Genomic DNA, 20,087 nt, shown 5'->3' on the forward strand with positions numbered 1-20,087 from the left:
CGTATGAACCTGATTGAAATCCGTGACCTGAGCGTGGCGTTCGGCGACCAGACCGTAGTGCGCAAGGTGAGCCTGGACGTACGCCCAGGCGAATGCCTGGCGTTGGTGGGCGAGTCGGGCTCGGGCAAATCCGTGACCGCCCATTCGATCCTGCAATTGCTGCCCGAAGCAGGCTCGCACAGCACAGGCTCGGTGAAGTACCGCGGCCAGGAGCTGATGGGCGCTTCACCTGCGGCCCTGCAAAAGCTGCGCGGCAACCGCATTGCCATGATCTTCCAGGAGCCGATGACCTCGCTGAACCCGCTGCACACGGTCGAAAAGCAGATCGGCGAGACCCTGCTGCTGCACAAGGGCCTGGGCGGCAAGGCGGCGCAGGCGCGCATTCTCGAGCTGCTCGAGCTGGTGGGCATCCAGAAACCCCGGGAACGGCTCAAGGCGTATCCCAATCAACTCTCCGGCGGCCAGCGCCAGCGGGTGATGATCGCCATGGCCCTGGCCTGCGAGCCGGAACTGCTGATTGCCGACGAACCCACCACCGCGCTGGACGTGACCGTGCAGCGCAAGATCCTGCTGTTGCTCAAGTCCCTGCAGCAACGCCTGGGCATGTCACTGCTGCTGATCAGCCATGACCTCAACCTGGTGCGCAGCATTGCCCAGCGGGTGTGCGTGATGCGCGCCGGGGAGATCGTCGAGCAGGCCGATTGCCAGACGCTGTTCACGTCGCCTCAACATCCTTACAGCCGCCTGCTGCTGGACGCCGAACCGTCCGGCGATGTGTTGTGCAGTGATGAGCGCGAGACGGTCTTGCAGGTCGATGACCTGACCGTGCAGTTTCGCCTCGGCGGCGGATTGTTTCGGCCCAGGACCTACCTGCGCGCGGTGGACGGCATCAGCCTGAGCGTGCAACGGGGCAAGACCCTGGGGATTGTCGGCGAGTCCGGCTCGGGCAAGTCCACACTCGGCCAGGCGATTCTGCGCTTGCTGGACTCCAGCGGCAGCATCCGCTTCCAGGGCCAGGCCCTTGACCCGCTCAACCATCAGCAGATGCGGCCGTGGCGCAAGCAGATGCAGGTAGTGTTCCAGGACCCCTATGGCAGCCTCAGCCCGCGCATGTCGGTGCAGCAGATCATCAGCGAAGGCCTGGAAGTGCATGCCCCGTGCAGCCTCGACGCGCGCGAAGCGCAGGTGATTCAGGTGCTCAGGGATGTGGGCCTGGACCCCGCCAGCCGCCATCGCTACCCCCATGAGTTTTCCGGCGGCCAGCGGCAACGTATCGCCATTGCGCGTGCGCTGGTGCTCAAGCCGGCGCTGATGCTGCTGGATGAACCCACCTCGGCGCTGGACCGTACGGTGCAAAAACAAGTGGTGGCCTTGCTGCGCGAACTGCAGGAGAAATACGGCCTGACTTACCTGTTCATCAGCCATGACCTGGCGGTGGTGCGTGCGATGGCCCACGATATGATCGTGGTCAAGGACGGCAAGGTGGTGGAGCGCGGTGCCAGTCATGATGTCTTTGAGTCGCCGCAACACCCCTACACCAAAGAATTGCTGGCCGCAGCCCACATCCCCCTGTAGGAGCGAGCTTGCTCGCGAAGAAATTGAATGCTCGAGATTCCTCCAGGAGCGCCGCATCATCGTTGACGACCTTCGCGAGCAAGCTCGCTCCTACAGGATCCCGTACCCATGAGTACCAGCCTCAAGGATTACCAACAGGTTCGTGGCCTGGCCATCCAGTCGCTGTTCGAGATCATCGAGCAGTCCAGCGAAGGCACGGTGATTGTCGACCGCGACGCGAATATCGTCTGGATGAACGAACGCTACGCCAGGCGTTTCGGCCTGCAGAGCGCCGAGCAGGCCATCGGCCAACCCTGCGAGCAGGTGATCTCCAATAGCCTGCTGCGCCAGGTGGTGCGCAATGACCGGCCGATCCTGCTGGATATCCAGGACACACCCAAGGGCCCGCTGGTGGTGATGCGCCTGCCGATCCACGACGAAGCCGGCGCGGTGATCGGTGCGATCGGGTTTGCGTTGTTCGATGAGCTGCGCAACCTGTCGCCGCTGATCGAGCGCTACCTGAGCCTGCAGCAGGAGCTGGCGTCCACCCGTTCGCTGTTGCGCTCGCGGCAAAGCAAATACAACTTCGCGCACTTTATCGGCACCAGCGCCGCCAGCCTTGACGTCAAGCGCCGCGCGCGGCGCAGTGCGAGCGCCGAGTCGCCGGTGCTGCTGCTGGGCGAAACCGGCACCGGCAAGGAACTGCTCGCCCAGGCCATCCACGGCGCGTCGCCTCGCGCCCATAAAGCGTTCGTCAGCATCAACAGCGCGGCGATTCCCCATGACCTGCTCGAAGCCGAGTTTTTCGGCACCGCGCCGGGTGCGTTTACCGGCGCCGACCGCAAGGGCCGGCCGGGCAAGTTCCAGATCGCCCAGGGTGGCACGCTGTTTCTGGATGAGATCGGCGATATGCCGATGCCCCTGCAAAGCAAGTTATTGCGGGTGCTGCAGGAAAAGGAATTCGAACCGGTGGGCTCCAACGAGATGTTGCACAGCGATGTGCGGGTGATTGCCGCCACCTCCATGGACCTGGAGGCGGCGATCAAACGTGGCGAATTCCGCGCAGACCTGTATTACCGCCTCAATGTCCTGCCGATCCAGGTGCCGCCGTTGCGTGAACGGCTGGAGGACATCCCCGCGCTGAGCGAGGCGATTCTGGAAGAACTGCGCAGCCGCCACGAGTTGAGCCCTGAAGCGCTGACACTGTTGGCCCGGCACGCCTGGCCGGGCAATATCCGCGAGCTGCGCAATGTGCTCGAGCGGGCGGCGTTGTTGAGTGATGACCTGGTGTTGAGCGCCGGCGAGATTCGTGCGGCGATTGGTACGTTCAGCCCGGTGGCACACGGTGCGGTGGCCATGGTTGAGGGTGAGACGTTTGCGGCGGCGCGGGCGCGGTTCGATCGACAGTTGATCGGTGAGGCCTTGCAGGCGTGCGCGGGGAATGTGGTGGAGGCCGCCAAGCGGCTGGGGCTGGGGCGGTCGACGCTGTACAAGAAAATGATCGCCCTTGGGCTAACTCAGTCTCCATAGAGAGACACTGCTCTCAATATAAAGACAGTCCAATGTGGGAGGGGGCTTGCCCCCGATAGCAGTCTGTCAGCTTGAGCATATGCACCTGATACACAGCCATCGGGGGCAAGCCCCCTCCCACAGTTGAACAGTGTTTGTCTCTATATTGAGACAGTAACTGACAAAAAACCAATAAATTACCTTGTATTTCAACACGTTAAATACTTGGCACACATCTCGCTATACCTCCCCCAAAGCCCACCCCACAACAATAACAATCCGATGGAGACACACCATGAGTGTGATCATTGCCCTGGCAGCCCTGGCGCTGCTGATGCTGGCTGCCTACCGTGGCTACAGCGTCATCCTGTTTGCCCCAATCGCTGCCCTCGGCGCGGTGCTGCTCACCGACCCGTCCGCTGTCGCCCCGGCCTTTACCGGGGTGTTCATGGAAAAGATGGTCGGCTTTATCAAGCTGTATTTCCCGGTGTTCCTGCTCGGCGCGGTATTCGGCAAGCTGATCGAGCTGTCGGGCTTTTCGCGCTCGATTGTCGCCGCCGCCATTCGTGTGCTCGGTACGCGCCAGGCGATGCTGGTGATCGTGCTGGTCTGCGCCCTGCTCACCTACGGCGGTGTGTCGCTGTTCGTGGTGGTATTCGCGGTGTACCCGTTTGCGGCGGAGATGTTCCGCCAGAGCAATATCCCCAAGCGCCTGATCCCGGCCACCATCGCCCTCGGTGCGTTTTCGTTCACCATGGACGCCCTGCCCGGCACGCCGCAGATCCAGAACATCATCCCCAGCACCTTCTTCAACACCACCGCCTGGGCGGCGCCGTGGCTGGGGCTGATCGGCACGATCTTCGTGTTCTGCGCCGGCATGCTGTACCTGGCACGCCAGCGCAACAAGGCCCAGCGCGCAGGTGAAGGCTATGGCACCGAGCTGCGCAATGAACCGGAAACCGCCGAAAACCTGACCCTGCCCAACCCCTGGGTCGCGCTGTCGCCGCTGATTCTGGTGGGAGTGATGAACCTGCTGTTCACCCACTGGATCCCGCAGTGGTACGGCAAGACCCACAGCCTCAGCCTGCCCGGCATGAGCACCCCGGTGACCACCGACATCGCCAAGCTCACGGCGATCTGGGCAGTGCAGGCCGCGTTGCTGGTGGGGATTATCGTGGTGCTGGTGTTCGGCTTCTCGGCGATCAAGAGCAAGCTGGCCGAAGGCAGTAAAAGTGCGGTCAGCGGCGCGCTGCTCGCCGCCATGAACACCGCCTCGGAATACGGCTTTGGTGCGGTGATTGCGTCGTTGCCGGGCTTTCTGGTTCTGGCGGACTGGCTCAAGGGCATTCCCAACCCGCTGGTCAACGAAGCCATTACCGTGACCTTGCTGGCGGGCATCACCGGCTCCGCGTCCGGCGGCATGAGCATCGCCCAGGCGGCCATGTCCGAGAGCTTTATTTCAGCGGCCCATGCGGCCAATATCCCCCTTGAAGTGCTGCACCGGGTCGCGGCCATGGCCAGCGGCGGCATGGACACCCTGCCCCACAACGGCGCGGTGATCACGCTGCTGGCGGTGACCGGGCTGACTCACCGCGAAGCCTACAAGGACATTTTCGGCATCACGATCATCAAGACCCTCGCGGTGTTCGTGGTGATCGGTACTTTCTACGCCACCGGCATTGTGTGAGGTTTTCATGACGACATTGAACGGCAAGACGGCACTGGTCACCGGCTCCACCAGCGGCATCGGCCTGGGCATTGCCCTGAGCCTGGCCAAAGCCGGCGCCAACCTGATCCTCAACGGCTTCGGCGACGCCAGCGCGGTGATCGCCCAGGTGCAGGCGTTTGGCGGCAAGGTCGGGCATCACCCGGCGGATGTCAGCGACCCGGCGCAGATCGCCGAGATGTTCGCCTATGCCGAGCGCGAGTTCGGCGGCGTCGACATTCTGGTCAATAACGCCGGCATCCAGCACGTGGCGGCGGTGGAAGACTTTCCGGTGGAGCGCTGGGACGCGATCATCGCCATCAACCTGTCATCGGTGTTCCACGCCACCCGCCTGAGCCTGCCGGGCATGAAGGCCAGGGGCTGGGGACGCATCGTCAACATTGCCTCGGTGCATGGCCAGGTAGGTTCGGTGGGCAAGGCGGCCTATGTGGCGGCCAAGCACGGGGTTATCGGCCTGACTAAAGTCGTCGGCCTGGAAACCGCCACCAGCAACGTCACGTGCAATGCCATCTGCCCAGGCTGGGTGCTGACCCCGCTGGTGCAGAAGCAGATTGATGATCGCGTGGCCACTGGGGTGCAGCCGCAGCAGGCGCAGCAGGATCTGCTGGCGGAGAAGCAGCCGTCGCTGGCGTTTGTGACGCCGTCGCAGTTGGGCGAGTTGGTGCTGTTTTTATGCAGCGAAGCCGGCGCCCAGGTGCGGGGTGCGGCGTGGAATATCGATGGCGGCTGGCTGGCCCAATAACCCCAGACAGTGGAGATTAATGTGGGAGGGGGCTTGCCCCCGATGGCAGTGGATCAGTATCACATGTGCCAGCTGAACCACCGCCATCGGGGGCAAGCCCCCTCCCACACTGGAACTCCATTGTTTGGAAGAACGTGCATAAGAACAAGAGATCTCGCTATGTCCGACATCCTTTGGCAACCCTCCCCCGAACGCATCGCCACCACGCGCATGGACCAGTTCCGACGTTTCATCAATGCTCGCCACGACGTGCAGCTCAGCGACTACCCCGCCCTGCACCAATGGAGCATCGACCAGCGCGCGAACTTCTGGCAGGCCATCGTGGCGTTCTTTGACGTGCACTTTCGCAGCCCACCCAGCGCCACGCTGATCGAAGGGAGCGAAATGCCCAGCGCCCAGTGGTTTCCCGGCGCGACGTTGAACTTTGCAGAGCACTTGCTGCGCCGTCGCGACGACCACCCTGCCGTGGTTGCCATCAGCGAAGACGGCCAGCGCGAACAACTGACCTACGCCGAGTTGGCCGCCCACGTAGCCGGCCTGCAAAACAGCCTGCGCGCGGCCGGGGTCGGCCTCGGTGACCGGGTGGCCGCGTGCATGCCCAACACCTGGCAAACCCTGGTCGGCATGCTCGCCACCACCAGCCTCGGGGCGATCTGGTCGTGCTCCTCGCCGGATTTCGGTACTCAGGGTGTCATCGACCGATTCGGCCAGATCGAACCCAAGGTGCTGATCACCTGCGCCGGTTATCGCTATGCCGGCAAGACCCTCGACCAGAGCGCCAAACTCAATGAAATCCTCGCGCGGCTGCCGTCCGTGGAGCAACTGATCATCGTGCCCTACGCCCGCCCGCAGGCGCAGGTCGGCGACTACCTCACCCAGGCCCGGGTCAGGCTGTGGGACGACGTTTACCAGGCCGGCGGCGAGCCTGAATTTGTCGCGGTGCCGTTCGATCATCCGCTGTATATCCTCTATTCCAGCGGCACCACCGGCGTGCCCAAGTGCATCATTCACGGCACCGGCGGCGTGTTGCTCACCCACCTCAAGGAACACGGCCTGCACGCCGACCTGTCCCGTGAGGACTGCCTGTTCTACTACACCACCTGCGGCTGGATGATGTGGAACTGGCTGGTGTCCGTGCTGGCGATTGGCGCTACGGCGGTGCTGTATGACGGCTCGCCGTTCCATCCCGGCCCCGAGCGTTTGATCGACCTGATCGATGCGGAAAACATCAGTGTGTTCGGCACCAGCCCCAAGTTCCTGGTCACCCTGGAGAAAGCCGGGTTGCAGCCACGCCTGAGTCACCACCTGAGCAGCCTCAAGGGCTTGATTTCCACCGGTTCACCGTTGTCGCCCCAGAGTTACGACTATGTGTACCGCGAGATCAAGGGCGAGCTGTGCCTGTCGTCCATGTCCGGCGGCACCGATATCGTCTCCTGCTTCGTGATCGGCAACCCGGTGCTGCCGGTGCGCCGTGGCGAAATGCAGTGCAAGAGCCTGGGGATGGCCATCGAAGTGTGGGACGACCAGGGCCGGCCGCTGCTCGGCGAAAAAGGCGAACTGGTGTGTACCCGGCACTTTCCGGCCATGCCCATCGGGCTGTGGAACGATCCACAGCAGCACAAACTGCGGGCGTCGTATTTCAGCCAGTTCCCCGGCGTGTGGGCCCAGGGCGACTATGCCGAACAGCGTCCCAATGGCAGCCTGCTGATCCACGGCCGCTCCGACGCGGTGCTCAACCCTGGCGGCGTGCGCATCGGCACCGCCGAGATTTATCGCCAGGTGGAAAAAGTCCCCCAGGTGCTGGAAAGCCTCGCCATCGGCCAGCGCTGGCAGGACGATGTGCGCGTGGTGCTGTTTGTGCGCCTTGACCACGGTGTGCAACTGGATGAGGCGCTGGAGCAGCAGATTCGCCAGGTGATCCGTGCCAATACCACGCCGCGCCATGTGCCGGCGAAGATCCTCGCGGTCACGGATATCCCGCGCACCATCAGCGGCAAGATCGTCGAACTGGCGGTGCGCAACCTCGTGCATGGTGAGCCGGTGAAAAACACCGATGCGCTGGCCAATCCCCAGGCGCTCGAGCAATTTCGCGACCGCCCTGAGCTGGCTGGATAGATGAAAGGTTTCAGCGCTGACGCGGCGTTTTTGAAAAAATCCAAAAATGCATGCTATTTTCCGAGGTAGCCACCCGTGGTTCTCTCTAGGGATAATAGGTGTTGTCTTTTTTCAAAGCGTCAAGCGCAGGGCTTTTTCATGAATGGAACATCCACCGGTAGCGAGGCCGCTGCACTGATCGAGCGGCTGGACTGGGCGCAAAGCCCCCTCGGTGAGGCCAGTGGCTGGCCGCAAAGTCTGCGCACCGCCGTGGATATCGTGGTGCATTCGCCCATGCCGATGCTGCTGCTCTGGGGCGAGCAACTCATCCAGCTCTACAACGATGGCTTCGCCCTGCTGGCCGGCAACAAGCACCCCGACGCCCTCGGCCAGCCGGTACACACTACCTGGCCGGAACTGCAGGGCTTTGCCGCGCCGATCTACGACGCGGTGCTCGGTGGCCAGGTGCGGACCTTCAGCGAGCAATGTTTCGTGCTGCAGCGCAACCAGCGCGACACTGAAATCTGGCTCGACCTGACCTACAGCCCGGTGCGCGACGAAAGCGGCCGCGTGGCCGGCATCCTGGTCACCGCCATCGAAACCAACGAGCGGCGCAGCAAAACCCTCGAATTGCAGCAGCGTTCCGAAGACAGCCTCAAGGCCCAGCACAGCACCGAGCAGCGCCTGCAACTGGCACTGGCGGCGACCGACGCGGTGGGCACCTGGGACTGGGACATCGGCGAAGATCGCTTTATCGCCGACGCGCATTTCGCTCACTTGCATGGCGTCGACCCGAATGACGCCGGCCTGTTGCCCATCAGCGCCTACCTGCTCGGCGTGCACCCCGAAGACCGTGGCACGGTCACGCGCAGCATCAAGCACTGCATCACCCACGGCACCGAATACGCCGAGGAATACCGCCTGCAGCAAGCCGACGGCCAGGTGCGCTGGGTGTTTGCCCGGGGCCGCTGCTACAAGGACCCGCACGGACGGCCGGCGCGGTTCCTTGGCGCCGCGCTCGACCTCACCGAGCGCAAGCACACCGAACAGGCGCTGCGTCAAAGCCAGACCGAGCTGCAACTGATCATCAACGCCATGCCGGTGTTGATCGGCTACGTCGACCACGAGCAGCGCTTTCGCCTGAACAACAGTGCCTACCTCGACTGGTACGGGCAAACGCCGCAAGAGCTGTACGGCAAGACCATCCGCGAAGTCATCGGCGACGACGTCTACGCCGGACGCGCCGACAAGATCGCCGCCGCGCTCAACGGCAAGGCGTGCAGTTTCATGACCGTCACGCCGCACCGCGACGGGCGCGCGCGCCATGCCTTGATGAAGTACCTGCCGCGCTTCAGCAACGACGGCTCGGTGAACGGTTTCTACATCTTTGTGATCGACGAGACCGAACGCAAGCTCACCGAAGAAGCCCTGCGCCATCTCAACGAGAACCTCGAAGAACGCGTGGCCCAGCGCACCCAGGCACTGGCCGAGGCCAACCAGCGCCTGCAGAATGAAATGTTCGAACGCGAACGGGCCGAAGACGCCTTGCGCCACGCGCAGAAAATGGAAGCGGTGGGCCAGCTCACGGGCGGTATCGCCCACGACTTCAACAATATGCTCACCGGTATCATCGGCAGCCTCGACCTGATGCAACGCTACATTGCCGACGGCCGCAGTGAGGACATCGGCCGCTTTGCCGATGCCGCCGTGACGTCCGCCCACCGCGCCGCCGCCCTTACCCACCGGCTGCTGGCATTCTCGCGGCGCCAATCGCTGGACCGGCGCCCCACCGATCCCAACCAGTTGGTGGCGTCCCTGGAGGATCTCTTTCGCCGCACCAAGGGCGCGCATATCACCCTCAACGTGCAGCTTGGCAAAGACATATGGCCGGTGAACACCGACGCCAGCCAACTGGAAAACGCCCTGCTCAACCTGGTGATCAACGCCCGCGACGCCATGCCCGACGGCGGCGAACTGCTGATCGAAACCGCCAACAGCTATCTGGACGGCACGGATATCACCACCCTGGAGCCGGTCAAGGCCGGCGACTACGTGATGCTCGGCGTGCGCGACAACGGCAGCGGCATGGCGCCGAAAATCCTGGCCAAGGCCTTCGACCCGTTCTTCACCACCAAGCCCATCGGCCAAGGCACGGGCCTGGGCTTGTCGATGATCTACGGCTTCGCCCAGCAGTCCGGGGGCCATGTAACCATCCAGAGCGAGCCGGGCCAGGGCACGTGCGTGCGCCTGTACCTGCCGCGCCTGCATGGCACCGCGCTGGAAAGCAGCCTGCCCGCCAGCCTGGGCGAAGCCCCGGTGGCCCTGGCCGGAGAAGCCGTGGTGGTGGTCGAGGACGACCCGGCGGTGCGCATGCTGGTGGTCAACGTACTCGACGAACTGGGCTATACCGCTCACCAGGCGGCGGATGCCCGGGCCGCGCTGCCGCTGCTGGAGTCGGACTTGCGCGTGGATTTGCTGGTGACCGACGTCGGCCTGCCGGGCATGAACGGCAGGCAACTGGCGGAAATCGCCCGCCAACATCGCCCGGGCCTGCGCGTGCTGTTTATGACCGGTTATGCGGAGAAAGCCGCTGAACGCCAGGGCTTCCTGGAGGACGGCATGGACATGGTCGCCAAGCCATTTTCCATGGACCTGCTGGCCACCAAAATCCGCAGCATGATCGGCGTCGAGGCCTGAGTTCAGGCATAATCGCGCGCCGTCGAAGACCTGGTAGAGATCAATGAAAGCCCAAGCCCGTCATATCCTGGTGAAGACCAGCGAAGAAGCCGAACAGCTCAAGCAGCGCATTGCCAAGGGCGAAGCGTTTGACGTGCTCGCCAAGAAATACTCCACCTGCCCGTCGGGCAAGCGTGGCGGTGATCTGGGAGAGGTGCGGCCCGGGCAGATGGTGGGGGCGATCGATGCGGTGATCTTCAAGAAGCCGGTGAAGGTGGTGCATGGGCCGATCAAGAGCAAGTTTGGCTATCATCTGGTGCAGGTGTTTTATCGGGATTGATGGGGTTGGCTTTACACCGCTATCGGGGGCAAGCCCCCTCCCACATTGGGCTGCATTCTTGCAGTTAAAACGCGGTTAACTGTGGGAGGGGGCTTGCCCCCGATCCGCCACAGGCGGCCATTCACCTCGGTATCAGCGCCCCCGGCACCTGAATCACCCGACTCGCCAGCCGATGCCCCGCCAACGCCGCCGCTTGCGGCGAGCCGCCCTTGAGCCGCCCGGCCAGGTACGCCGCACTGAACGAATCCCCCGCCGCCGTGGTGTCCACCACCTTCTCCACCTTCAATGCCGGCACGGCAAAACGCTCCCCCGCGCAACGAATCAAACATGCATCCGCCCCGCGCTTGAGCACCACCTCGGCAATCGCTGGATAGGCCGCAAACACCTGCTCGCTGTCCTCATAGCCAAACAGCGCGCGCTCGTCATCCTCGGTCAACAAGGCGATATCCACTTCGGCCGACACCTTGCGATAAGCCTCACGCGCCGCGTCCACATCGGCCCATAGCCGTGGCCGGTAGTTGTTATCGAACACCACCTTGCCGCCCCGGCGGCGGGTTTGCACCAGGGTGTCCAGCAAGCGTGCGCGCCCAACCTCACCCAGCACCGCCAGGGTGATGCCGCTGAAATACACCAGGTCATACTCCGGCAACGCCGCCAGGATCGGCTCGGCCGCAGGCGTGGTGAAGCAATCGCGCACGGCCGCTTCGTTGCGCCAGTAGAGAAACTTGCGCTCGCCATTGGCATCGGTCTGGATGCAATACAAGCCCGGCAGGCGTCCGGGCAGGCGCTGGACCATGCCCAGGCCAATGCCCTCGGCTTGCCACTGCGCGCACATTGAGTCGCTGAAGCTGTCGTCGCCCAGGGCGGTGACATAGTCGACGCTGCCGACATCCCCCAGTTCGCGGCGCAGGTACACGGCGGTGTTCAGGGTATCGCCGCCGAAGCTCTGGTGCAGGCTGCCATCGGCGCGGTGTTGCAGTTCGATCATGCATTCGCCGATGAGGGCGATGCGCGGTTTGGTGGTCATGGCTGATTTCTCGGTGGGGCTGATGGCCTCATCGGGGGCAAGCCTCCTCCCACATTTGGAATGCATTCCCTGTGGGAGGGGGCTTGCCCCCGATAGTCGCGACTCGGTCTAGAAGCAGGTACGCAGGGTCTCGATCACCCGCAGCTGCTCATCCACCAGGCAACCCACCTGCCACTTGTCGAACGTCAGGCAGGGATGGGAAGTACCCAGCGAAATGATGTCACCAATGCGCAGTTCAACCCCCGGCGCCACGGTCATGAACGCATGCTGGTCCATCACGGCGGTCACCTGGCACGCACTCACATCATCGCCCTCGGCCGGCACGATGCCAGCCTTGTAGCGCTTGAGCGGCACCGGCAGACCGGCGTCGTAGGCCACGTCGCGCTTGCCCAGGGCGATCACCGCAAAGCCGGGTTCGGGCAACGATTGCACATGGGCCCAGACTTCCAGCGCCGGGCGCAGGCCTTCGTCGAGGTCGCTGCGACGGTCCAGCACACAGCATTGCGCTTGCTTGTAGATGCCATGGTCGTGGGCCACGTAGCTGCCTGGGCGCAGCACGCTGAGGAAGCGCCCGGCGGCATTCTGTTGCTCGAAGGATTCGGCGATCAGGTCATACCAGGCCGAACCCGACGCGGTGACGATTGGCTTGGGCAAATCAAAGTAGCCGTTGTCTTGCAGGTCCACCGCCAGGCGCACCAGGCTGGCAGCGAAGTCACGGATGCCACTGATGGCGTGCTCGCCGTGGATCACGCCTTCGTAGCCTTCGATACCGGTCAGCGCCAACGCAGGTTGAGCCTTGATCGCCTTGGCCAATTCGCGCACTTCCTGCTCGCTGCGGCAGCCGCACCGGCCACCGACCACGCCGTACTCGATCATCACGTTCAGGCGCAGGCCACGGGCGGCGAAGAACAGGCCCAGGTCCGCGACGTTGTCCGGGTGATCGACCATGCAATGAAAGTCGAAATCCTGATCGGCCAGCAGGTCGGCAATCAACGCCATGTTCGGCGCGCCCACCAACTGATTGGCCATCAGCACACGGCGCACGCCACCGGCATAGGCGGCGCGGGTCTGCACGGCGTTGGCCAGGGTGATGCCCCAGGCTCCGGCAGTGATCTGACGCTGGAACAGGGCGGGCATCATGCTGGTCTTGCCGTGGGGCGCCAACTGCGCGCCGCTGTTGCTGACAAAGTCCTGCATCCAGCGAATGTTGTGCTCCAGGGCTTCGCGGTGCAGCACCAGGGCCGGCAGGCTCACGTCGCGGACCAGATGGGCGCCAATGGCGGCGGCGCCTTTTTCAACGGCATTGAAGGCAGACATGGGAAATTCCTATTCGGTGATGCGCCGGGCCAGGCTGTTGGCGCTGTCGATCAGCACCCGGCGATAGTCATGGTAGTTTTTGCTCGCATCGGCCCGGGGGGCAACGATGCACAGCGTCGCGATGCTGATGCCCTGAGAATCGCGCACCGGGGCGGCAAAGCAGTGGGTAAAGGTGTCGGCCACGCTGTCGAAGGAGAAGAACCCGTCGAGGGTGGCCTGGCGGATCTGTGCCAGGAAGGTCTCCAGGGGCAGGCGCAGGCCATCCGGCAGGATGAAATCGTCGGGGTCGATCAGGTCGATGATCTGCCGGTCGCTCAAATGCCCCAGCAACAGGCGCCCGGAAGCGGTCCAGGGGATCGGCGCGTTTTCACCGATATCCGACGAAATCCGGAAATGCCGCTGGCCTTCGCGCATCAGCGCCACGGTGTACTTGCGCCCGTTGAGCAGGCACATCTGCGCGGTTTCGTGGGTTTGACTGACGATTTCCTGCAAGGCGTGGTCGGCCTCGCGGGTCAGGTCGAAGTGGCGCAGGTGCGCCTGGCCGAGAAAATACAGCTGGCGTCCGAGGTAGACGTGACCGTCCTTGCCCACGGTTTCCAGGATGCGCCGTTCGAGCAGCGAGGCGACCAGTTCATAGACCGTGGACTTGGGGCTGCCGATGCCACTGGCGATATCATTCGGGCGCAGCGGCTGGCCGACTTCCTTGAGAAAATCGAGGATATCGAACGCACGGTCCAGGCCCTTGGCGCGGCGTTTGATGGTGTCTTCGGTCATGGCGGTTCCGGTCCGGTCTTGGGTGTGTGCTGCACAGTGATCCCCTGTGGGAGAGGGCTTGCCCCCGATTGCAGTGTGTCAGTCCATACATCTGTTACTGATACACCGCTATCGGGGGCAAGCCCCCTCCCATATTGGAGTTGCTGTGGTCTTGAGAATGGGGCCAATTTAGCCCTTTTTCTTGTAGGCCACGCAATCGATCTCCACCTTGCAATCGACCATCATGTTCGCCTGCACGCAGGCACGCGCAGGGGCGTGTTCCGGGGTGAAGTATTCGCCGAACACCTTGTTGAAACTCCAGAAGTCCCGTGGGTCTTCCAGCCACACGCCGACACGCACCACGTCTTTCAATTCGTAGCCGGCCTCTTCAAGGATCGCCACCACGTTGCGCATGGTCTGGCGGGTTTGCTCGATGATCCCGCCAGTGATGATTTCGCCGTCCACCGCAGGCACCTGGCCTGAAACGTACAACCAGCCGTCCGCTTCCACTGCGCGGGCGAAAGGACGTGGCTGGCCGCCGCCGGCTGTACTGCCGGCACCGTAACGAGTAATGCTCATAAAATAGCTCCTTGATTAAAAACGAATGTTCTTGAGAAATTCCGCCAGTCGCGGCGACTGCGGGCGTTCGAAAATATCCTTGGCGCTGCCCTGCTCTTCAATGCGCCCCTGATTCATGAAAACGATCTTGTCCGACACTTCATAGGCAAAGCGCATTTCGTGGGTGACCAGCAACATGGTCATGCCCTCCTCCGCCAGTCCCTTGATCACGCTGAGCACTTCGCCTACCAGCTCCGGGTCGAGGGCCGAGGTCACTTCGTCGAACAGCATCAGGCTAGGGTTCATGGCAATCGCCCGCGCAATCGCCACACGCTGTTGCTGGCCGCCGGACAACTGACCGGGGAAGTGATTGCGACGCTCCAGAAGTCCCACGCGGTCGAGCCATTTTTCCGCGAGCGACACCGCCTCGTACTTAGGCATTTTCTTAACTTTCAACAAGCCCAACGTCACGTTCTGCAAGGCGGTCAAATGCGGGAACAGGTTGAACTGCTGGAACGCCATGCCAGTCATCGCGCGGTGTTGGGCGATCACGCGCTCGAGATGACGCACGCGCTTGCCGGCCACGTCGCTGTAACCGATGGACTCGCCGTCCAGGGTAATCTGCCCGCCCTGGAATTCTTCCAGCAGGTTGACGCAACGCAACAGGGTGGTCTTGCCCGAGCCGCTGGAGCCGATCAGGGTCACCACGTTGCCGCGCTGCAGGCTCAGGTCGACGCCCTTGAGCACTTCCACCGCCCCGTATTGCTTGCGCAGGCCACGAATATTCAGCAGCGGTTCGGTTGTTTGAAGTTGATTCATGGCAAGGCCACCCGCTTTTCAATGTAGCGCCCGAATATTTCAATGGCGTAGTTGATGACAAAGAACATAAAGCCTGCGAACAGGTAGAACTCCAGGGTCATGAAGGTGCGTGCGATGACTTGCTGGGTGCTCAGCAGCAACTCGGCCACGCCGATGACCGAGAGCAGGGTCGAGGCCTTGACGATTTCCGTGGAGGAATTGACCCAGGTCGGCAGGATCTGCCGCAGCGCCTGGGGCAACAGCACGTAGCCCAGGGACTGGTAGAACGTCAGGCCAATCGCCTTGCCCGCTTCCAGTTGCCCACGGGGAATGGCTTGCAGCGCACCGCGCACGATTTCCGCGACGTGGGAGCCACAGAACAGCGTGAGCCCGACGGCGCCGGCCTGGAACGCGCTGATCTGCCAGCCGAGCGCCGGCAGCATGTAGAAACACGCCAACACCAGCACAAACACCGGTGTGCCGCGAATCAGGTCGACATACAGACGAAACGGCGCACGCATCCAGAACTTGCCGTAAGTGAGCACCATCCCGGCGCAGATACCGATCAGGGTGCCGAAAAAAATTGCCAGCGCCGAGCAGTAGATGCTGGTCTGAAACCCTGCCCACAGCGTCTCCCGGGCAATCCACACTTCATGCAGCCAACTGGGGGATTCGTACATGGAAACCCTCCTTAACGACGGATCGCCAGACGCTGTTCCAGGTAACGGAGCAGCATGGCAATGAGGTAACAGGCAGCCACGTAGAGCGCGGTCGTGACCAGCCAGGTTTCAATCACCCGGTAGCTTTCGACGTTGATCTTGCGGGCGTAATAGGTCAGCTCCGGCACCGCAATCGCAGCGGCCAGGGAGGTGTCCTTGAACAGCGAGATAAAGTTGTTCGACAGCGCCGGCAGCACATTGCGCAGCATCACCGGCACGGTGATATAGGCGCGGATACGCCACTCACCCAGGCCAATCGCCAAGCCGGCTTCGCGCAGGCCCTTGGGAATGTTCAACAGCCCGGCGCGGAATACCTCGGTCAAATAGGCCCCGGCATACAGCGACAGGGTAATGATGAACGACGGAATTTTATCCAGGCGAATCCCCAGCGACGGCAGGGCGAAGTAGATCAACAGGATCAACACCAGGATCGGCGTGTTGCGCACCACCGTCACGTACACCGAAGCGAAGATGCGCAACGCGCGGTGCCTGGAGAGCATGGCAAACGCCATCAGCAGGCCGATCACGCAGCCGATCGCGATCGACAGCAGGGCCAACTGCAGACCCAGGCCGAGGCCCGCCAGCAAGGTGTCGAAATCACGCCATACGGCGGCAAAGTTCAACTGATAGTTCATGGTCGGCACTACCTGAATGGGGCGCCATCAAGCGCGCCCCGATTGTTGCGGATCACTTGAATTCCACGGGAAAACCAATCGCCGGCTCCGGCAGGTCAACGCCGAACCATTGCTTGAACGAGGCCTTGTAGGTGGGGAATTCGACGCCGGTCATGGCTTCATGCAGCGCGGTATTGACGAAGTTCAGCCAGTCCTGGTCGCCACGCTTGACCGCACACGCGTAGGTCTGCGGGCTCCAGGCGTAGGTCGGGCTGCGATAGCGGCCAGGATTTTGCACCATCAGGTATTTGACCGAGGACTGGTCGGTGGCGGCGGCATCGGCGCGACCGGAGTTCACGGCCTGGTACATCAGGTCGACGCTGTCGTACTGGTCGACCTTGGCCTTGGGCAGCGCCTGGTGCACCAATTCCTCGGCATACACGTTCTGCAGCACGGCCACGGTGACGCCATCGCCCGCCGCCTGCAGGTCTTCGATTTCCTTGTACTTGCTGGTGTTCGGCAGCAGCAGGCCGACGCCCTCGCGGTAGTACGGCAGGGTGAAGGCCACTTGCTGCGCACGGCTGGCGGTGACGGTGATGAACTGGCAACTCATGTCGACCTTGTCGGTCAGCAGGTTGGGAATCCGCGCGTCGGACGACTGCACCACGAACTCGACCTTGCTCGGGTCATTGAACAGGCCCTTGGCGACGATGCGGCCAATGTCGATATCGAAACCCTGCAACTTGCCATCCGCTCCCTGGAAGTGCCACGGCGCATTGGTACTGCCTGTACCCACGATCAGATGCCCACGCTTGAGCACATTGTCGAGTTTGCTGTCCGCCGCCTGCGCGAGGCTGGCAACGCACGCCGAGGCGGCGAAGAGAAAAACACACGCTTTGAACACGGAAGGTCGGTGATGCATGACAAGCACTCCAGGAGATGTGTATTCCGCTATACCGGAACTTGGTATGTAACAACGGAATAGACAGCAGGAAGTGTGCCATAGGCTTTCAGGGAAACATACGCACGAGGGAAATTGTTTATGGATCAGCAGGATAGCGATTGAAGAACGCAGCGGCGTTGCGCCATCACCCCATCAGGCTGCTACCGGTTGCCCCACAACGGTGTTACTGCGCACCAACTGTGCACCGTTGAGCTAACCTGTAGAACGAGCAAGCCCCTACATGGAGGAACCCCCGGATGAAATTGAGCCTTGGCCTGTTAATGCTGTGCTATCTGGTGGCCGGCAACGCGCTGGCGAGCAACGACCGCCGCGACTGCAAGGAACAACTGCGCAAACTCAAGGAAGCCTTCGACACCAACTACACCAGCCAGAATCACCATGCCTACCGTGAGGCCAAGGCGTCCCGTGACAATGAGGAATACCGCAAGTGCGCCAGCCAGGCGCGCAAGGCCCGGGAGCGGCTGGAGCGTCAGCCGGACCTGTGAAGGTTGACAGTAGACGCCGATAAACCATCGGCCTAGCGTTGGCAAAAAACGCTGGCCGAGGGACGTCACCATGGGTATCGCCAAGGACGCAATTGCAACCAACGAGCAGTATCAGTCGATCGTCAGGTCCGCTCCAATCGTATTCATACTGTTTGTTTCAGAGACCTGCCCTGGATGCGGCCCTGCAGCCGAGCGCTTTGAAGCGGTTGCACGGCATTACAAAACAGTGAAATGCCTGGTGGTCGATATCGCAAAAACCCCCAGGTTGCCAGGCGTGAGAGCGACACCCACCCTTGTCCCTCACGTCAATGGCGAGATCAGGGAATTCATCGAAGGGTTTGGCCCCCAGGCAACCCAGGAGCAAACCCTTGATGGCCTATTCAGGCGCTATGCCCTGAAAGAGGCTCAAGGAACACCTGCGTCACCCGGCGCTCACGCACCGCAGCCACCGTCAACCGCCAACCTTCATGTTCCAGGTGATCGCCCACCACGGGCAGGCGATCGAGCAGGCTCATGACCAACCCGGCCAGGGTCTGGTAATCCTCGGTAGCGGCCGCCTTGAAACCGGTGCGCCGACGGACCTGATCGAGATTCAACGCGCCATCGGCACGAAACCCCGCGCCATCCTCGACGATCTCCCGCCCTTCGATCTCGCTGGCATCGGGCAATTCACCGGCGATGGATTCAAGGATATCGGTCATGCTCAACACGCCCATGAAGTCACCGAACTCGTTGATCACGAAAGCAATATGCGTGGATTCCTGGCGCATTTGCTCCAAGGCATTGAGGATCGAAAAGCTCTCCAGCAGATTGATCGCCCGGCGCGCCAGGTCTTCCAGGTTCGGCTCGTTGCCGGCCAGGTATTCCTTGAGCAGTTCCTTTTTGTGCACGAAACCCAGGGGCTCATCCACCGCGCCGTTACGGATCAACGGCAACCGCGAGTAGGACGAGTGCATCAGTTTCAGGCGGATGCTCTCGGGATCGTCCGCCAGGTCGATACAGTCGACCTTGGCCCGTGGCGTCATCAATGTGCGGATCGGTCGCTCAGCCAGTTGCAGCACACCACTGATCATCACGCGTTCGCGTCGATCGAACAGCGGGCCTTGCGCAGCATCCGACGCGTCCAGCAGGTCGGCCACCTCTTCACCGACTTCCTCCACCGCCAGGCCGCGACCGCCGAGCAGGCGCATCACCGCGTGGGCGGTCCGCTCACGCACCGGCAATACACCTTGCGCCGACTTTTTGCGCCGCGAACGGGCGATCTGGTTGAACACTTCAATCAGAATCGAGAAGCCGATCGCCGCGTACAGGTAGCCTTTGGGGATGTGGAAGCCCAGGCCTTCGGCGGTCAGCGCAAAGCCGATCATCATCAGAAAGCCCAGGCACAGCATGATCACCGTCGGGTGGGCGTTGACGAAGCGGGTCAGCGGCTTGCTCGCGACGATCATCAGACCGATGGACACGATCACCGCGATCATCATCACCGCCAGCTCATCGACCATGCCCACGGCGGTAATCACCGCATCCAGGGAGAACACCGCGTCGAGCACCACGATCTGCGCCACGATCGGCCAGAACATCGCATAGGCCACGTTGCCCTTATGCTGGGCCACATGCCCTTCCAGGCGTTCATGCAGTTCCATGGTGGCCTTGAACAACAGGAACACACCGCCAAACAGCATGATCAGGTCACGCCCGGAGAAACTCTTGTCGAACACCTCGAACAGCGGCTGGGTCAGCGTCACCAGCCAGGAAATACTCGCCAGCAGGCCCAGGCGCATCAGCAAGGCCAGGGACAAACCGATCAGCCGCGCGCGGTCGCGCTGTTCAGGCGGCAATTTGTCCGCGAGGATCGCGATAAACACCAGGTTGTCGATGCCCAGTACCAGTTCCAGCACAATCAAGGTCGCAAGGCCGAGCCAGGCCGTTGGATCCGCTAACCATTCCATCTATGGGTTCTCTGTATTCAAGTGGTTCAGAATGCCGGACACGGCAAAACGCGGTCATTGGACCGGGACAAGGTTAGTCGACGAAATACGGGGTGTACGAGCGGGAACAACGACAGCGGGTGTCTTGGGGAAAGGCGACCGGGGGCTCCGAGAGGGTGTTCATGCAAGTCCTGAAATAACCAAAGGACTTGAATCCTACATCCCAAATACAAATTTCCTACAACGCAAAACTATTACAAAACCTGTATTCCTGACTTATATA

17 protein-coding genes and 1 pseudogene are annotated in these 20,087 nt (G+C 62.2%); 9 read left to right on the forward strand and 9 right to left on the reverse strand.

The genetic code is table 11. The features are described 5' to 3' along the window. The first annotated feature begins 3 nt into the window (after window positions 1-3). The 7 genes from BFQ00_RS21205 to BFQ00_RS21235 all read left to right on the forward strand — a co-directional run bounded on the left by BFQ00_RS21205 (window position 4) and on the right by BFQ00_RS21235 (window position 10,641). On the forward strand, window positions 4-1,575 hold the full coding sequence (locus BFQ00_RS21205; protein WP_065934645.1) for an ABC transporter ATP-binding protein: 1,572 nt from the start codon (window positions 4-6) through the stop codon (window positions 1,573-1,575). 108 nt (window positions 1,576-1,683) lie between these two features. Then, window positions 1,684-3,084 (forward strand): sigma-54 interaction domain-containing protein, encoded by a 1,401-nt coding sequence (locus tag BFQ00_RS21210; RefSeq protein ID WP_065934646.1) that lies wholly within the window; start codon window positions 1,684-1,686, stop codon window positions 3,082-3,084. Window positions 3,085-3,358: 274 nt separating this feature from the next. After that, window positions 3,359-4,750: a GntP family permease gene (locus BFQ00_RS21215; protein WP_065934647.1), complete on the forward strand. Its 1,392-nt coding sequence runs from the start codon at window positions 3,359-3,361 to the stop codon at window positions 4,748-4,750. Window positions 4,751-4,757: 7 nt separating this feature from the next. Continuing rightward, window positions 4,758-5,531: a 3-hydroxybutyrate dehydrogenase gene (locus tag BFQ00_RS21220; protein WP_065934648.1), complete on the forward strand. Its 774-nt coding sequence runs from the start codon at window positions 4,758-4,760 to the stop codon at window positions 5,529-5,531. Window positions 5,532-5,690: 159 nt separating this feature from the next. Beyond that, a complete protein-coding gene (locus tag BFQ00_RS21225) occupies window positions 5,691-7,646 on the forward strand; it encodes an acetoacetate--CoA ligase (protein ID WP_065934649.1) in 1,956 nt (651 codons plus the stop codon). A 138-nt stretch (window positions 7,647-7,784) separates the two neighbouring features. Then, the gene (locus BFQ00_RS21230; RefSeq protein ID WP_065934650.1) at window positions 7,785-10,322 is read left to right on the forward strand and encodes a PAS domain-containing protein; all 2,538 of its coding nucleotides are present in this window, start codon (window positions 7,785-7,787) and stop codon (window positions 10,320-10,322) included. A 43-nt stretch (window positions 10,323-10,365) separates the two neighbouring features. Then, window positions 10,366-10,641, forward strand: a complete 276-nt coding sequence (locus tag BFQ00_RS21235) for a peptidylprolyl isomerase (RefSeq protein ID WP_003174397.1) — start codon at window positions 10,366-10,368, stop codon at window positions 10,639-10,641. A gap of 121 nt (window positions 10,642-10,762) precedes the next feature. Here the strand turns inward: BFQ00_RS21235 and BFQ00_RS21240 are convergent, their stop codons facing one another. The 8 genes from BFQ00_RS21240 to BFQ00_RS21275 form a co-directional block, all read right to left on the reverse strand. After that, on the reverse strand, window positions 10,763-11,668 hold the full coding sequence (locus tag BFQ00_RS21240) for a sugar kinase (protein WP_065934651.1): 906 nt from the start codon (window positions 11,666-11,668) through the stop codon (window positions 10,763-10,765). A 108-nt stretch (window positions 11,669-11,776) separates the two neighbouring features. Beyond that, window positions 11,777-12,985 (reverse strand): amino acid deaminase, encoded by a 1,209-nt coding sequence (locus tag BFQ00_RS21245; RefSeq protein ID WP_065934652.1) that lies wholly within the window; start codon window positions 12,983-12,985, stop codon window positions 11,777-11,779. Window positions 12,986-12,994: 9 nt separating this feature from the next. After that, the gene (locus BFQ00_RS21250; protein ID WP_065934653.1) at window positions 12,995-13,759 is read right to left on the reverse strand and encodes an IclR family transcriptional regulator; all 765 of its coding nucleotides are present in this window, start codon (window positions 13,757-13,759) and stop codon (window positions 12,995-12,997) included. A 168-nt stretch (window positions 13,760-13,927) separates the two neighbouring features. Then, window positions 13,928-14,317 carry a RidA family protein gene (locus tag BFQ00_RS21255; protein ID WP_010210958.1) on the reverse strand — a complete coding sequence of 130 codons (390 nt, stop codon included), beginning with the start codon at window positions 14,315-14,317 and terminating at the stop codon, window positions 13,928-13,930. Between the two features lie 15 nt (window positions 14,318-14,332). Continuing rightward, the gene (locus tag BFQ00_RS21260) at window positions 14,333-15,115 is read right to left on the reverse strand and encodes an amino acid ABC transporter ATP-binding protein (RefSeq protein ID WP_065934654.1); all 783 of its coding nucleotides are present in this window, start codon (window positions 15,113-15,115) and stop codon (window positions 14,333-14,335) included. Next, complete coding sequence (locus BFQ00_RS21265) at window positions 15,112-15,774, reverse strand: amino acid ABC transporter permease (protein WP_065934655.1); 663 nt, start codon at window positions 15,772-15,774, stop codon at window positions 15,112-15,114. Before BFQ00_RS21265 ends, BFQ00_RS21260 begins: the two co-directional genes overlap by 4 nt. An 11-nt stretch (window positions 15,775-15,785) precedes the next feature. Next, the gene (locus tag BFQ00_RS21270) at window positions 15,786-16,448 is read right to left on the reverse strand and encodes an amino acid ABC transporter permease (protein WP_017737242.1); all 663 of its coding nucleotides are present in this window, start codon (window positions 16,446-16,448) and stop codon (window positions 15,786-15,788) included. A gap of 52 nt (window positions 16,449-16,500) precedes the next feature. Further along, complete coding sequence (locus tag BFQ00_RS21275) at window positions 16,501-17,349, reverse strand: transporter substrate-binding domain-containing protein (RefSeq protein WP_065887468.1); 849 nt, start codon at window positions 17,347-17,349, stop codon at window positions 16,501-16,503. A 278-nt stretch (window positions 17,350-17,627) separates the two neighbouring features. Here BFQ00_RS21275 and BFQ00_RS21280 point away from each other — a divergent pair, with 278 nt between their 5' ends. Both BFQ00_RS21280 and BFQ00_RS30500 read left to right on the forward strand, forming a co-directional pair. Continuing rightward, complete coding sequence (locus BFQ00_RS21280; RefSeq protein ID WP_065893099.1) at window positions 17,628-17,876, forward strand: hypothetical protein; 249 nt, start codon at window positions 17,628-17,630, stop codon at window positions 17,874-17,876. Between the two features lie 70 nt (window positions 17,877-17,946). Then, window positions 17,947-18,216: pseudogene (locus BFQ00_RS30500) on the forward strand (thioredoxin family protein); the annotation flags it as partial. 40 nt (window positions 18,217-18,256) lie between these two features. Here BFQ00_RS30500 and BFQ00_RS21285 read toward each other — a convergent pair. Beyond that, window positions 18,257-19,825 carry a TerC family protein gene (locus tag BFQ00_RS21285; protein ID WP_065887470.1) on the reverse strand — a complete coding sequence of 523 codons (1,569 nt, stop codon included), beginning with the start codon at window positions 19,823-19,825 and terminating at the stop codon, window positions 18,257-18,259. Window positions 19,826-20,087: the final 262 nt, after the last annotated feature.

The organism is Pseudomonas sp. 28 E 9, assembly GCF_900004785.1.
GTDB lineage: Bacteria > Pseudomonadota > Gammaproteobacteria > Pseudomonadales > Pseudomonadaceae > Aquipseudomonas > Aquipseudomonas orientalis_A.